This window comes from Phytohabitans sp. LJ34, assembly GCF_052068095.1.
GTDB lineage: Bacteria > Actinomycetota > Actinomycetes > Mycobacteriales > Micromonosporaceae > Phytohabitans.
Genome location: NZ_JBQHDG010000001.1, coordinates 370,968 through 385,413 on the forward strand (window position 1 = coordinate 370,968; position 14,446 = coordinate 385,413).

Sequence of the window (14,446 nt, forward strand, 5' to 3'; positions counted from 1 at the left end):
GGAATTCGTTACTATTTGCGAGCCGGCTCGTTAGTAGCGTTCCGTCACATCGAATAATACTGATAGTTATGTGACCCATTCAACAGTCGTAAATGCTTGCCCTCCTCATAGGACGTTCGCGGCCCCTGCTGCTTCGCTGCGCGTCCGAGGGGTTACCGTTCGTTCAGGTGAGCAATGCGGTCAGGGCCGAGCATGCGGTCGGGGAAGGTGCAGTGCTGATGAGTTCTCGGATACGGGTCGTCGTCGCCAAGCCGGGTCTTGACGGGCACGACCGCGGTGCGAAGGTTGTCGCGCGAGCACTGCGCGACGCGGGCATGGAGGTCGTCTACACCGGGCTGCACCAGACGCCGGAGCAGATCGTGGAGACCGCCATCCAGGAGGACGCCGACGCCGTCGGCCTCTCGGTGCTCTCCGGGGCGCACATGACGCTCTTCCGGCGGGTGCTGGAGCTGCTGGCCGAGCGGGATGCGAGCGACATCGTCGTCTTCGGTGGCGGCATCATTCCTGACGCCGACATTCCAGAACTTGAGCGACTCGGTGTAGCGAAGATATTTACGCCCGGTGCCACGACACAGTCCATCGTCGAATGGGTACGGGCGAACGTTACTCAGCCAGTGGGATAGCATCACACGCTGTAGACGAAAAGGGAGAGGCCGGACGCACCCCTCACACGTCCGGCCTCTCTATGCACGATGCCCCGCCGCCACCCCTCGACCGACAGGGCATCGGCCGTCTTCGTCGTCGCTGTATCGCTCAGACACTTGAATCAACGACGCCCTTCACAGGGGGTTACGCGGCCGTCGCAAAAAGATTCCCGCGTAACGTGTGCGCTCGTGACCGTCCCTCCGCAGCCCCCTCCCGGCGGCTGGCAGCCGCCGCAGCCAGGCGGATACCCGCCTCAGCAGCCATACCCGCAGCAGCCTTACCCACAACAGCCGCAGGGCCACCCGCACCAGCAGCCGTATCCACAGCAGCCACCGCAGGGCTACCCCCAACAGCCGCAGGCGTGGCACCAGCAGCCCCCACCGCCGCCGGTGACCAAGCGGATCCCCGAGGACCAGCCCTTCGTCGCCCGGCACAGCGTCAAAAAGCGGGTGCTCCTGGTCGGCGGCATCTTCGGCGGCATCGCCTTCGTCCTCGCCGCGTGCATCGGCGTCTCGTCCGGAGAGGCGCTCGTCGCGCTCGCCACGTTCGGCTGCTTCGCGGCCTTCTTCGGGCTCGTCTTCGGCCTACAGATCTGGCTGCTCGCCTCCGGCGGCCCGGTGCTCGCGATCGGCCCGGCCGGCCTCTGGATAAAGACGCGTCCCACTCGCGGGCAGGCGATCTGGCTGCCGTGGGAGGCGATCGAGCGGGTCTACCAGCGGCGGTGGGCGTTCGACAAGAACCTCTGCGTCAAGCCGCGCGACCCGCGTACCGGCGCCAACCTCGGCGCCTTCACCGCGCTCGACTCGGGCATGCAGCAGATGGTCTTCGGCACCGGCTTCACCGCGCCGCTCAACTTCGCCGACCGCCCCGAAGCCGAGATCATCGCGGCGGTCGCGCACTTCTCCGGCGGCCGGATGCACGTCACCTGAACCCCGCTGCTGTGCAGTACCGCACACCGGTCACCCGTTCGGTTGCCAGCTGTTCGGCTGTCGCTAGGCTGCGCCCAATGGCCTGTTTCTTTCCGATGACAGGCGTCAAACCGTTTTCTCACGCTGAGGGTGCTACGTGGACCTGTACGAGTACCAGGGGCGCGAGCTGTTCGACCGGCACGGGCTGCCCGTGCTGGCCGGTGGCGTCGCCACGACCCCGGAGGAGGCCCGCGCGATCGCCGAGCGCCTTGGCGGACGCGTAGTCGTCAAGGCCCAGGTGAAGGTCGGGGGCCGGGGCAAGGCCGGCGGGGTCAAGCTCGCCGATGGCGCCGAGGAGGCGGTGGCCCACGCCACGAACATCCTCGGCATGGACATCAAGGGTCACACGGTCCACAAGGTCATGCTGACGGTGACCGCGGACATCGCCGAGGAGTACTACTTCTCCTACCTGCTCGACCGCGCCAACCGCACCTTCCTCTGCATCGCCAGCGTCGCCGGCGGCATGGAGATCGAGCAGGTGGCCGAAGAGTCGCCGGAGAAGGTGGCCAAGGTCGCCATCGACGCGGTCGAAGGCGTCACCGAGGCCAAGGCGCGCGAGATCGTCGCGCAGGCGGGCTTCCCGGCCGACGTGGCCGACCAGGTCGTCGACATCGCGGTGAGGCTCTGGCAGACGTTCGTCTCCGAAGACGCGACGCTGGTCGAGGTCAACCCGTTGGCGAAGACCGACAGCGGGCAGGTGCTGTGCCTCGACGCCAAGGTGACGCTCGACGGCAACGCGGACTTCCGCCACCCGGAGCACGAGGCGCTGGTCGACCAGGCGTCGGTCGACCCGCTGGAGCAGCGCGCCAAGGAGAAGGACCTCAACTACGTCAAGCTCGACGGCGAGGTCGGCATCATCGGCAACGGCGCGGGCCTGGTCATGTCCACTCTCGACGTGGTCGCCTACGCGGGTGAGGCGTACGGCGGCGCCAAGCCGGCCAACTTCCTCGACATCGGCGGCGGCGCGAGCGCGTCCGTCATGGCCAACGGCTTGGAGATCGTGCTCTCCGACCCGGCCGTCAAGAGCGTGTTCGTCAACGTCTTCGGCGGCATCACCGCCTGCGACGAGGTGGCCAACGGCATCGTGCAGGCGCTCGCCCTGCTCGAGCAGCGCGGCGAGCGGGTCACCAAGCCGCTTGTCGTCCGCCTCGACGGCAACAACGCGGAGGCGGGTCGAGCCATCCTCGACGGCGCGGACAACCCGCTGGTCGAGCGGGTGGACACTATGGATGGGGCGGCCAAGCGCGCCGCCGAGCTCGCCGCGGCAGGAGTCTGATCATGGCAATCTGGCTGACCAAGGACTCGAAGGTCATCGTCCAGGGCATCACCGGTTCCGAGGGCTCCAAGCACACCCGGCGGATGCTCGCCGCGGGCACCCACGTGGTCGGCGGCACCAACCCGCGCAAGGCCGGGCAGACGGTCGACTTCGACGGCACCGCGCTGCCGGTCTTCGCGACCGTGTCCGACGCGATGAAGGAGACCGGCGCCGACGTCACGGTCATCTTCGTGCCACCGGCGTTCGCCAAGTCGGCGGTCATCGAGGCGATCGACGCCGAGATCCCGCTCGCCGTGGTGATCACCGAGGGCATCCCGGTGCACGACACGGCGGCCTTCTGGGCGTACAACGTCTCGAAGGGCAAGAAGACCCGCATCGTCGGGCCCAACTGCCCCGGCATCGCCTCGCCGGGCGCCTCCAACGCCGGCATCATCCCGGCCGACATCACCGGGGCCGGCCGCATCGGCCTGGTGAGCAAGAGCGGCACGCTCACCTACCAGATGATGTACGAGCTGAACGACATCGGCTTCTCCACCTGCGTGGGCATCGGTGGCGACCCGGTGATCGGCACGACGCACATCGACGCGCTGGCCGCGTTCCAGGACGACCCCGACACCGACGCGATCGTGATGATCGGTGAGATCGGTGGCGACGCGGAGGAGCGGGCCGCCGAGTTCATCAAGGCCAACGTGACCAAGCCGGTGGTCGGCTACATCGCCGGCTTCACCGCGCCGCCCGGCAAGACCATGGGCCACGCGGGCGCGATCATCTCCGGCTCGTCCGGCACGGCCGACGCCAAGAAGGTCGCGCTCGAGGCCGCCGGCGTCAAGGTCGGCAAGACCCCGAGCGAGACAGCCCGCCTCATGCGCGAGCTGATGAGCTGATCTCAGAACCGCCTCAGGCCCGGCCCGCGACAGCGGTCCGGGCCTGATCGTTTGCGAGAACCCATGTCCCGGGCCGCGTCAGCTGCGGACCGCCGCTCCCGCCGGAGACCGCGGAGGTCGGCGGCTCGCGGGGCGAGCCGAAACCCCCGACCTCCGCTGCCGGGTCCGCGCGACAAGCCCAACCCGCCAGGCGTCGCGAAAACGACACCTCGACCAACAGCGGACGGGTGAGGCCGCGGGAGCAACGGTCTGGACCACGACGGATATCGCGGTAGCCCAAAGCTTCTTGGGTTTGGACTTTCTCGTGGCCGGCTAGCGGGTGGCGGCGTAGATGATGTTCCAGATGATGCCTATCGCGCAGCAGGCGAACGCGATGTAGGCCAGCGTCGGCGGCTTGCCCACCTTCCGTGCCTCGCGGAAGGAGAGGAACGCGAAGACGAGACCGGCCGGCCAGCAGCAGATCAGGCCGATGACGATGCCGAGCACGCCCCAGAGCGTCGTGCGGTCGTTGGACGGAGCCGCCGCGGGTGGCGGATATGGTTCGCTCATGCTGATCTCCGCGGGTCACGTCCGCGACCCCCGATGATCGCGGTCCTGGGCAGAGGCTAGCGCGAAAACGTCCTGATATGCCCGCATATTGCCCCGAGAACACCATGATCGACGGTGGTGTCGCCATCGAGCGGGGCCCGCCGCGTGTCAGAGTAGGGCCTGATGTCCGCCACCACCCCTGACCAGCCCGAGCCGGAAAACCCGGCCAACAGGGAGACTGTGCGCATCACGGTCCGGGAGCAGGAAACCGTCCGGCTGCCTAGCCAGCGCTCTGGCCCGGGCCGCGGCGCCCACCCTGGCCGCCCCGTCCGGCGAGCCCGCCGTGCCCCGCTCCCGGTGGCCGTCGCCGTGGCGACGCTCTGGGCCGCCCTCATCTCGTACCTGCCGGTGGCCGTCGTGCTGGGCATGGCCCAGTTCGCCGAGGACGCCGGCTCACCGCCCGGCGCGGCCCGCCTCGGCCTGGCCGGCTGGCTGCTCGGGCACGGCGTACCGCTGGACACCCCCACCGGGCCGATCGGCCTCGCCCCGCTGGCGCTGGCCGCGCTCGCGGCGTGGCGGGTATCCCGCGCGGGGGTGCACGTCAGCCGGGCCATCGGCGCGCGTCACCGCGGCACGCCGGTTCAGGCGCTCTCCGTCGCGGGCGCGGTCGGCCTCGCGTACGGGGTGATCGGCCTGCTCGCCGCCGTCATCCTCAACACCGGAAACGTCTCCGCCTCGCCACTCCGGGCCGGGCTGACGCTCGCCGCGTTCGGGGCCGCCGCCGCGCTGGTCGGCGCGCTCCGCACGACCGGCGCGCTCCGGCTGGTGGCCCGCCGGATGCCGGGCGTGCTGCGCGACGGGCTGCGCACCGGTGTGGTGGCCGCGTTCCTGGTGTTCGGCGCGGGCGCGGGCGCGGCCGGGCTCGCCGTGGCGCTGGGCGGGGGCGACGCGAGCGAGATGCTCGGCGCGTACCGCACCGGGGTCACCGGCCAGGCCGGCATCACGCTCGTCTGCGTCGCCTACGCGCCGAACGCCGCGGTCTGGTCCGCCGCCTACCTGCTCGGCCCCGGGTTCGCGGTCGGCACCGACACGGTCGTGCGGACCACCGAGGTGTCGATCGGCGCGCTGCCCGCCGTGCCGCTGCTGGCCGGGCTGCCGGAGGGCCCGTTGGGCGGTGCCGGCGCGGCCCTGCTCGCGGTGCCGGTCGTGGCCGGGATGGCCGCCGGCTGGCTGCTCGCCCGTCGCATGCTGCGGGCGGACCGGTCGGCCCGCTGGCGGGCGGTCCTCGGCGCGGCGCTGCTGTCCGGGCCGGTCGCCGGCCTGGTGCTAGGCGCGGGTGCACTCGTCTCCGGCGGCTCGCTCGGCGGCGGGCGGATGGCGGAGATCGGGCCGGTCGCGTGGCAGGTGGTGGTCATGTCCGCGGTGGTCGTGGCGGTCGGCGCGGTGATCGGCGCGGCCGGCACGAGGGCGTTCACCGGGCCATAAACAGCTCGGGGCGCCCCGGTGCACCCGGAACGCCCCGACGCGGTCGCCTGAGGTCAGCGACCGGCGATGTAGATGATGCCGACGATCAGGTTGAGCGCGCTCGCGGCGAACGCGAGGTAGGCCAGCGTCGGCGGCTTGCCGGCCTTCTTCGCCTCCTGGAGAGCCAGGATGCCGAAAACGACGCCGGCGGGCCAGCAGCAGATGAGGCCGAGGACGATGCCCAGAACGCCCCAGAGGGTCGTCTTGTCGTTGGCCGGCTGCGCGGCGGGTGGCGGGTATGTCACTTTCTGTTCCTCCCCAATTTCTTTCTCCGATGGATAGACGTGGCTGGACGATGCTCGCGTTTGATCACATGCTCGTCAAGCCCCGCCGCCTGGGCGAGTCGCTAGTAGTAGCTGATGTTGAGCACCAGCCCGAGGATGCCGTTGGCCACGCCGATGACGGCGCCGATGATGCCGGTGATGAAACCGGCCTGCGCCTGCCCGCGGTTGCTCGCCAGGCCCTGGTCGGCCTTGTTGCGGCCCAGGTGGCCGAGCACCGCGCCGGCGATGCCGAGGCCCAGGCCGAGGAGGGCGCAGCAGAGGGCCAGCGGGATCGACGCGATGCCGAAGATCATGGCGAGCAGGCCCTGCGTGTTGTTCTGCCCCGTGGGCGCCGGCGGGCCGTAGCCCGTGCCCGGGTAGATCGGCGCCTGCGGGTACGGCTGGCCCGAGGTGGGCTGCTGCCCGTACGGATCCTGGTACGGCTGCTGAGCGGCGTACGGGTCCTGGTAGGGCTGCTGCGGCGCGGAGTAAGGGTCCTGGTACGGCTGCCCGGAGCTCGGCTGGCCAGAGGTCGGCTGACCGTAAGGCTGGCCAGAGGTGGGCGGCTGACCGTACTGGGGCTGGCCGTAGGGTGGCTGCGCGTTAGGGTCCTGAGGCTGCTGGCCGTACGGGTCCTGGCCTGGATAGCCGGGCTGCATCGGAGCTCCTTGATGACGAGGGTGCTGGGTCCTCCTGCCGGGTGACCCACGGCGACCGGCAGCGTACCTGGTCATCGCCACTCCGCGAGGTCCCGGTAGGGTTTCGACGTGCGTGATCCCGCTCGTCTCGTGGTCCTGGTATCCGGCTCGGGCAGCAATCTCCAGGCCCTGCTCGACGCCGCCGGCGACCCGGCGTACGGGGCCCGGGTGGTGGCCGTGGGTGCCGACCGTGACGCCATCGCCGGCCTCGACCGGGCGGCCGCGGCGGGTGTGCCCACCTTCGTCGACTCCGTCCGCGCCTACCCCACGCGCGAGCAGTGGGACGCCGCGCTCACCGCGCACGTCGCCGAGTACAAGCCCGACCTGGTCATCTCCGCGGGCTTCCTCAAGCTCGTCGGCGCCGCGTTCCTCGAGGCTTTCGGCGACCGCTACATCAACACGCACAACTCGCTGCTCCCCGCGTTTCCCGGCATGCACGGCCCGCGCGACGCGCTCGCCTACGGGGTGCGGGTGACCGGCGCGACGCTGTTCTTCGTGGACGCCGGCGTCGACACCGGGCCGATCATCGCCCAGGTCGCGGTGCCCGTGCTGCCCGAAGACACGGAGGAGACGCTCACCGAGCGGATCAAGGAGGCCGAGCGGCGCCAGCTCGTCGAGTCGGTCGGCCGCCTGGTCCGCGAGGGCTGGACCATCACGGGAAGAAAGGTCACGATCCCATGAGCGGGAGTCGCGAGGCTACGGGCCTTGGGCACGACGGAGGACGAGCGCCGAGCGACGGAGCGCGGCAGGCACAGCGCTCCGCGGAGGGGCGGCGTCCGATCCGGCGCGCCCTCATCAGCGTGTACGACAAGACCGGCCTGCCGGAGCTGGCCAAGGCGCTGCACGAGGCCGGCGTCGAGCTGGTGTCCACAGGCTCCACCGCCGCGGCGATCGAGGCGGCCGGTGCGCCGGTGACCCGGGTCGAAGACGTGACCGGCTTTCCGGAGACCCTCGACGGCCGGGTGAAGACGCTGCACCCGGCGATCCACGCGGGCCTGCTGGCCGACCTGCGACTCCCGGCCCACGAGGCGCAGCTGGCGGAGCTGGGCGTGCGCCCGTTCGACCTGCTGGTCTCCAGCCTCTACCCGTTTCGCGAGACGGTCGACTCGGGCGCGAGCGAAGACGATTGCGTCGAGCAGATCGACATCGGCGGGCCGGCGATGGTGCGCGCCGCCGCGAAAAACCACGCCTCGGTCGCCGTGGTGACCTCCGTTTCCCTGTACCCAATGCTCCTGGAGGCCCTCGACGGCGGCGGCTTCACGCTGGCGCAGCGCAAGTCGCTCGCGGCTCGCGCGTTCGCGGACATCGCGGAATACGACATCGCGGTGGCCCAGTGGACGGCGGCCGTGCTCGACCCCGACCCGCGCGGCTGGCCGGCCTTCGCCGGGCTGGCGCTGCGCCGGGCGGACGTGCTGCGCTACGGCGAAAACCCGCACCAGGAGGCCGCGCTCTACCTCAACCCGGACTCGCCGCCCGGGCTGGCGCAGGCCGAGCAGCTGCACGGCAAGGAAATGTCGTACAACAACTACGTCGACGCCGAGGCGGCCTGGCGCGCCGCCAACGACTTCGGCGACCCGGCCGTGGCGATCATCAAGCACGCCAACCCGTGCGGGATCGCGATCGCGGCCGACGTCGCGGAGGCCCACCGCAAGGCGCACGCGTGCGACCCGGTGTCGGCGTTCGGCGGCGTGATCGCGGTCAACCGCCCGGTGTCGGTCGAGATGGCCAAGCAGGTGGCCGACGTCTTCACCGAGGTGATCGTGGCACCGTCCTACGAGGACGGTGCGGTGCAGTTGCTGTCCGCCAAGAAAAGCCTGCGCATCCTCGTCGCCCCGCCGTGGCAGCCGCTGCCCGCGGAGTGGCGCCCCGTCGGCGGCGGCGTCCTGGTCCAGATCAGCGACCGCATCGGCGCGCCCGGCGACGACCCCGCCACCTGGCGCCTCGTGGCCGGCGAGCCGGTCGACGACCTGCGTGACCTCGCGTTCGCCTGGCGCGCGGTGCGCTCCGTGAAGTCCAACGCGATCCTGATCGCCGCCGACGGCGCCGCCGTGGGCGTCGGCATGGGCCAGGTCAACCGCGTCGACTCCGCACGCCTGGCGGTGACCCGCTCCAGCGGCCGGGCGGCCGGCGCGGTGGCCGCCTCGGACGCGTTCTTCCCGTTTCCCGACGGGCTGGAGGTGCTGGCCGAGGCGGGCGTCCGCGCGGTCGTGCAGCCGGGCGGCTCGGTCCGCGACGAAGAGGTCATCGCCGCCGCCAACGCGGCCGGCATAAGCATGTACCTGACCGGGACACGCCACTTCTTCCACTGATCGATATCCGAGCTACCGCGACATCGATATTCGAGCTACCGCCACGTCCGCGGAGGCCGCAGGCGAGGACGTCGCGGTAGCTCGAATCTTCTTCGATCAAGCGGCGGCGCTGACGGTGATCTTCGTGAGGCTCACCCGGCCGAAGATGTCGAGCTCGACACCCCCGACGCGGGCTGAGTAGCCGTAGTTGTTCTGGCCGAAGCGGAGCGGGACCACCGGCATGTCCCGGGCGAGGATGTCCTCGGCCTCCTGGTACTTCTTGATCGTCGCCGCCTCGTCGGGCGCCTGCATCGCGTCGTTGACGAGGGTGTCGAAGCGGGCGTTGCGGTAGCCGGCGTAGTTGGACGAGCCGGCGGTGGAGTAGAGCGGGGCGAGGTAGCTCTCCATCGAGGGGTAGTCCATCGGCCACCCCATCCGAAACAGGCCGACCGCCTTGTGCTGCTCGACCTTGGCGAGCAGGTCGCCGAAGCGTGGCTCGGCCACCGCCGTGCACTGGACGCCCAGGTTGGCCTGGAGTTGCGCGCAGGTCGCCTCTACCCAGGCCCTGTGGCCGCCGTCGTCGTTGTAGCTGATCTGGAGCGTGGCGGGGCCTTCCGCCTCGGTGTAGAGGCGCTTGGCCTCGGCGGGGTCGAACTCGCAGGCGGCGCCGCAGCTGTTTTCGCGGTAGCCGGTCACGACGGGCGCGACGAACGAGCGGGCGGGCCGCTGCGCGCCGTGGAACACCGACGTGACGATCGCGTCCCGGTCGATCGCCATCGAGACCGCGCGCCGCACGCTTCCCTTGAAGAACTCGGGCCGGTACGCCGGGAACGCGAGGAACTGGATCGTCGAGTCGGGGCTGCTGCCGGCCCGGCCGTCGAGGTCTTTGGCCGCGCTGGTCACCTGCTCGGCGGGGATCGTGCGGATCACGTCGAGGTCGCCGTCGCGGACGTCTTCGTACGCCTTGGCGAGGTTGTCGTAGACCCGGAATGCGGCGCTCTCGACGCTGGGCTTGTCGCCCGGGTACGCGTCGAAGCGCTCGACCTCGATCGCCGACTTGTCTCGCCAGCCGCCCTTGAGCTTGAACGGCCCCTGCCCCACGATCGCGTCCTCGAAGCCGTCGGCCAGCACGCCCGGCTCCTTCCACGCGGAGGTGGGGAGCGGGTAGAAAGCGGTGTCGCCGAGCATCGCCTTGAACTCGGTGAACGGCGTGGAGAGCGTGACCTGGAAGGTGCGGTCGTCAAGCTTCTTGAGGCCGGAGAGGGTCTTGGCTTTCGGCTCGGCGACCGGCTGCGGGCCGGCACCGTCGGGGTCGGTGGGCTGGGTGTCCGCGTACCCACCGATCTTGGCGAAGAAGTAGCCGTTGCTCTGCCTGTTGGGCGCGTAGGCGCCGTAGTTCCACGCGTTGATGTAGCTGTCGGCGGTCACCTTCTCGCCATTGTGGAACGTGTAGCCGTCCTTGAGCGTGATGGTCCAGACCCGGCGGTCGGTCGACTTGATCGACTCGGCGGCCAGCTCGCGCGGGCGGTGGTCGCCGTCGTAGGTGACCAGCGGGGCGAACAGCGCGGAGAGCACCTGGGCGCCGTCCGGGTCGTTCGTGTTCGTCGGCAGCAGGTGTCGCGGCTGGGCGATCTGCACGCTCACCGAGCGCGGGCCGGTGCCGCTGGCCGACTCGCCGCCGAGCGGGTCGCACGCCGTCAGGGCCAGCGCCGGGAGGATCGCACAGACGGCGATCGCGCGTAGCTGCATGACATCCCTCATCAGTTTCTCGTCGGCTCCTTATGAGACCATTTGCGGCGTGACCGCGACACTCCTGGACGGTAAGGCAACAGCGTCCGCAATCAAGGACGACCTGCGGGCGCGGGTCAAGGCTCTCGCCGAAAGAGGCATCATTCCAGGGCTCGGCACCGTGCTGGTGGGCGACGACCCGGGGTCACATGCGTACGTGCGGGGCAAGCACCGCGACAGCGCCGAGGTGGGCATCGCCTCGATCCAGCGCGAGCTGCCCGCCGACGCCACGCAGGAGCAGGTCGAGGCCGTCGTCGCGGAGCTCAACGCCGACCCGGCCTGCCACGGCTACATCGTGCAGCTGCCGCTGCCGCCGCAGATCGACACCCAGCGGGTGCTGGAGCTGATCGATCCGGACAAGGACGCCGACGGCCTGCACCCGGTCAACCTGGGCCGGCTCGTGCTCGGCTACCCGGCGCCGCTGCCCTGCACGCCCCGCGGGATCGTGGAGATCCTCCGGCGATACGGGGTGGAGCTGCGCGGCGCCGAGGTCACCGTGGTCGGCCGCGGCACGACGGTCGGGCGCCCGCTCGGGCTGCTGCTCACCCGCCGGAGCGAAAACGCGACCGTGACCCTGTGCCACACGGGCACACGCGACCTGGGCACGCACACCCGCAGCGCCGACATCGTGATCGCCGCGGCTGGCGTGCCCGGGCTGGTCACCGCCGACATGGTGCGCCCCGGCGCGGTCGTAATCGACGTCGGCATCACCCGCGTGGTCGGCGAGGACGGCAAGGGTGTCTACACCGGCGACGTGGCCCCAGACGTGGCCGAGGTGGCCGGCGCGCTCGCCCCGGTGCCGGGCGGGATCGGCCCGATGACCCGCGCGATGCTGCTGACCAATGTGGTCGAACGCGCGGAGCGGGACGCCGGCTAAGCTCACGCGCCGCCCGCACGCCGCCTGGCCTCCGGAACTCTGGGAATCGGCCGAATACTCGATTTTTCTCGCATCGGCGGATGTCGAAGTTGACTCTCCCGCAACCGTGACATCACGGCGAGTATTGCCTATCCTAACCAGGGGGATCGATGTTGCTTGAACTAAGGGGAAACCGTCGTGAACCAAGTCGGAGCGCGTTTGCCGGACACCGGCCCACCAGGTCTCGATCCCACTGAGTTGAAGGACCTTCAGCTCACCCGGTTGGACGCGATATTCGACCAGCACCCTGGATTGGTGGCGGCGGTCTGTCGTCGGGTCTTACCGGATCATGATCCCACGCGGTTCCAGTCCGCCATCTAGTCTCCGTCGTGTCGATCGCGGACGCTGTCCAGCCGTCGCCGACCCCTGCCCTGACCAACTACGTACTCAAGGTCCACAGCCGTTGCGATCTTGCCTGTGACCATTGCTACGTCTACGAGCACGGCGACCACAGCTGGCGCAAACGTCCCCACGCGATCGACCTCCGCACGGTAAAGGCTGCGGCGAGGCGGATCGCCGAACACGTGCGCTCCCACCGGCTCGGCCAGGTGCATGTCGTGCTCCACGGCGGCGAGCCGCTCCTCCTGGGGCCGGCCAGATTACGTGACGTACTCACGGTGCTCCACGCCACGATTGCGCCCGTCACCGACCTGCGGCTGCACCTTCAGACCAATGGCGTGCTGCTCTCGCAACGATTCTGTGCGATCCTCGCCGACTTCCGCGTCCACGTGGGAGTCTCATTGGACGGCGATCGCGTGGCCAATGACCGGCACCGCCGATTCGCCAACGGCGCGAGCAGTCATCGACAGACACTCCGCGCGCTCGCGTTGCTGCGAAAGCACCGACAGATCTATGGCGGCATTCTCTGCACCGTCGACGCCGAAAGCGATCCGATCCAGGTGTACGAGGCGTTGCTGGCCGAGGATCCGCCCCGCATCGACCTGCTGCTGCCGCATGCCACGTGGGATCACCCTCCGCCACGGCCGCACGCCGATCCTACGCCGTACGCGACCTGGCTCGGCAGGATCTACGAACGCTGGATACGCGACGGGCGGCCGGTTCCGATTCGCCTCTTCGACTCTTTGCTGTCGACGGCCGGCGGCGGCCCCAGCTTTACCGAAGCGGTCGGCCTCGACCCGGCCGACGTCGCCGTCATCGAGACTGACGGGACCTGGGAGCAGGCGGACTCGCTGAAGACGGCCTACGACGGAGCGGCGGCGACCGGCCTCGACGTGTTTCGGCACACGGTCGACGACACGGCCCGGCACCCGGGTATCGCCGTCCGCCAGTCGGGGATCAGGGGCGTGTGCGAGACGTGCCGCGACTGCGAGGTGGTGCACCGGTGCGGCGGTGGGTTGTACGCCCACCGGTTCCGGTCCGCCAACGGGTACGACAATCCCTCGGTCTACTGCTCCGACCTCAAGGAGTTCATCTCCCGTATGGACAGCACACCTGCGCGGGCAAGCACTTCGGTGCCCGAGACCGTCCTGGACGAGTTGGGCTCTGGTTACGGCGACGCGGCCACCATGAGGTATCTGGCCGCTTCCCAACTCTCCATCACCCGAGCGCTGCTGGCGGTGCTCGGCGCGACGACGGACAACCAGGTGGCGGTCGACGGATGGGATCTGCTCGGCCGGCTCGACGGCGAGCGTCCACGGGCAGTCGAGCAGGTGCTGGCCCATCCGTACGTGAAGGCATGGGCGGTGCGGTGCCTGAGACGAGAGGCGGATCCGGCCTACCTGGCTTGTCTGGCCGCGGCCGCCGCGGTGCGGGCCGGCGAGCTTGTCGAGATCGCGTTGCCGGTGCACGACGAGATGGTGTATCTGCCGACGCTCGGCCGGTTGGTGCTCGGCCCCGGCGTCGGTGAGGTAGCGACGCTCCGGTCCGTCACCGGCGGGTTCGAGGTTCGGGCGGGCGGCACCGTCCACACGGCACCCGTCGTGGGTGCGGCTCCGCGCCTCACGAACTGGCATCCGGTCCGGCGGCTCGATGGGGATGGGCTGGTGGTCGAGCTCGAAGACACCGATCCCTACCGCGACTGCTACGGCGCGCCGGTGGCCACCCGACTGGACGGCACCGCGGTGGACTCCTGGCAGCGGTTGCAGGACGTCGCCTGGAAGAGCATCCGGGAGTACGCGCCTGGGCACATGCCCGCCCTGCGTGTCGGGTTGCGTGCGCTGACCCCGCTGCTGCCCGGCGAAGGTGGTCTCCAGCGCAGCGCGACCAGCAGACTGGCGTTCGGCGCCGTGGGAGTGGCGGAAGTCCCGGACGGCGACGCGCTGGCCGTCCTGCTGGTGCATGAGATCCAGCATCTCAAGCTCGGCGCCGTGCTGGATCTGTGCGATCTTGTCGACACCACCCGCGATCTGCGCCTTCGGGTGGGATGGCGTTCGGACCCGCGGCCGCTCGAAGCCGTGCTGCAAGGGACCTATGCGCACCTGGCGGTCGCCGAGATCTGGCGCACCCGCGACCGGGCGAGCGCGACCTTTCGACGCTACCGAGACTGGGTGCACGCGGCGATCGATCAGCTCGTCGGCACCGGTGCGCTTACGGTCGAAGGCGAACGATTCGTCGGCCGAATGCTTCAGCGCGCGGATGGCTGGTAGCGATCTTCAATACGTGGTCGGATAGCTGACAGTCGATCAGAAAGCACGTTTCGCGCCGAGGT

At 70.1% G+C, this 14,446-nt stretch carries 13 protein-coding genes; 9 read left to right on the forward strand and 4 right to left on the reverse strand.

What is annotated here, in order from left to right:
• Window positions 1-218 precede the first annotated feature (218 nt).
• The 4 genes from ACTMTJ_RS01795 to sucD all read left to right on the forward strand — a co-directional run bounded on the left by ACTMTJ_RS01795 (window position 219) and on the right by sucD (window position 3,773).
• The gene (locus ACTMTJ_RS01795; protein ID WP_441214220.1) at window positions 219-623 is read left to right on the forward strand and encodes a cobalamin B12-binding domain-containing protein; all 405 of its coding nucleotides are present in this window, start codon (window positions 219-221) and stop codon (window positions 621-623) included.
• 210 nt (window positions 624-833) lie between these two features.
• Window positions 834-1,574 (forward strand): hypothetical protein, encoded by a 741-nt coding sequence (locus ACTMTJ_RS01800; RefSeq protein ID WP_441214221.1) that lies wholly within the window; start codon window positions 834-836, stop codon window positions 1,572-1,574.
• Between the two features lie 136 nt (window positions 1,575-1,710).
• Window positions 1,711-2,889: an ADP-forming succinate--CoA ligase subunit beta gene (sucC, locus tag ACTMTJ_RS01805; RefSeq protein WP_441214222.1), complete on the forward strand. Its 1,179-nt coding sequence runs from the start codon at window positions 1,711-1,713 to the stop codon at window positions 2,887-2,889.
• Between the two features lie 2 nt (window positions 2,890-2,891).
• Window positions 2,892-3,773 carry a succinate--CoA ligase subunit alpha gene (gene sucD / locus ACTMTJ_RS01810; protein WP_441214223.1) on the forward strand — a complete coding sequence of 294 codons (882 nt, stop codon included), beginning with the start codon at window positions 2,892-2,894 and terminating at the stop codon, window positions 3,771-3,773.
• Window positions 3,774-4,085: 312 nt separating this feature from the next.
• Here the strand turns inward: sucD and ACTMTJ_RS01815 are convergent, their stop codons facing one another.
• Window positions 4,086-4,322 (reverse strand): hypothetical protein, encoded by a 237-nt coding sequence (locus tag ACTMTJ_RS01815; RefSeq protein WP_441214224.1) that lies wholly within the window; start codon window positions 4,320-4,322, stop codon window positions 4,086-4,088.
• Window positions 4,323-4,484: 162 nt separating this feature from the next.
• On the opposite strand from ACTMTJ_RS01815, the gene ACTMTJ_RS01820 reads away from it, so the two are divergent.
• Window positions 4,485-5,786 (forward strand): cell division protein PerM, encoded by a 1,302-nt coding sequence (locus ACTMTJ_RS01820; protein WP_441214225.1) that lies wholly within the window; start codon window positions 4,485-4,487, stop codon window positions 5,784-5,786.
• A gap of 53 nt (window positions 5,787-5,839) precedes the next feature.
• Here the strand turns inward: ACTMTJ_RS01820 and ACTMTJ_RS01825 are convergent, their stop codons facing one another.
• Window positions 5,840-6,070, reverse strand: coding sequence for a hypothetical protein (locus ACTMTJ_RS01825; protein ID WP_441214226.1), 231 nt, complete (start codon window positions 6,068-6,070; stop codon window positions 5,840-5,842).
• A 101-nt stretch (window positions 6,071-6,171) separates the two neighbouring features.
• Complete coding sequence (locus ACTMTJ_RS01830) at window positions 6,172-6,747, reverse strand: DUF4190 domain-containing protein (RefSeq protein ID WP_441214227.1); 576 nt, start codon at window positions 6,745-6,747, stop codon at window positions 6,172-6,174.
• 108 nt (window positions 6,748-6,855) lie between these two features.
• On the opposite strand from ACTMTJ_RS01830, the gene purN reads away from it, so the two are divergent.
• Window positions 6,856-7,467 (forward strand): phosphoribosylglycinamide formyltransferase, encoded by a 612-nt coding sequence (purN, locus tag ACTMTJ_RS01835; protein ID WP_441214228.1) that lies wholly within the window; start codon window positions 6,856-6,858, stop codon window positions 7,465-7,467.
• A 98-nt stretch (window positions 7,468-7,565) separates the two neighbouring features.
• A complete protein-coding gene (gene purH / locus ACTMTJ_RS01840; RefSeq protein WP_441214484.1) occupies window positions 7,566-9,095 on the forward strand; it encodes a bifunctional phosphoribosylaminoimidazolecarboxamide formyltransferase/IMP cyclohydrolase in 1,530 nt (509 codons plus the stop codon).
• Between the two features lie 96 nt (window positions 9,096-9,191).
• Here purH and ACTMTJ_RS01845 read toward each other — a convergent pair whose 3' ends face one another.
• A complete protein-coding gene (locus ACTMTJ_RS01845; protein ID WP_441214485.1) occupies window positions 9,192-10,823 on the reverse strand; it encodes a peptide ABC transporter substrate-binding protein in 1,632 nt (543 codons plus the stop codon).
• A 49-nt stretch (window positions 10,824-10,872) separates the two neighbouring features.
• On the opposite strand from ACTMTJ_RS01845, the gene ACTMTJ_RS01850 reads away from it, so the two are divergent.
• Both ACTMTJ_RS01850 and ACTMTJ_RS01855 read left to right on the forward strand, forming a co-directional pair.
• Window positions 10,873-11,739, forward strand: a complete 867-nt coding sequence (locus ACTMTJ_RS01850) for a bifunctional methylenetetrahydrofolate dehydrogenase/methenyltetrahydrofolate cyclohydrolase (protein ID WP_441214229.1) — start codon at window positions 10,873-10,875, stop codon at window positions 11,737-11,739.
• Between the two features lie 368 nt (window positions 11,740-12,107).
• Window positions 12,108-14,384, forward strand: a complete 2,277-nt coding sequence (locus ACTMTJ_RS01855) for an FxsB family cyclophane-forming radical SAM/SPASM peptide maturase (RefSeq protein WP_441214230.1) — start codon at window positions 12,108-12,110, stop codon at window positions 14,382-14,384.
• The last annotated feature ends 62 nt before the right edge of the window (window positions 14,385-14,446 follow it).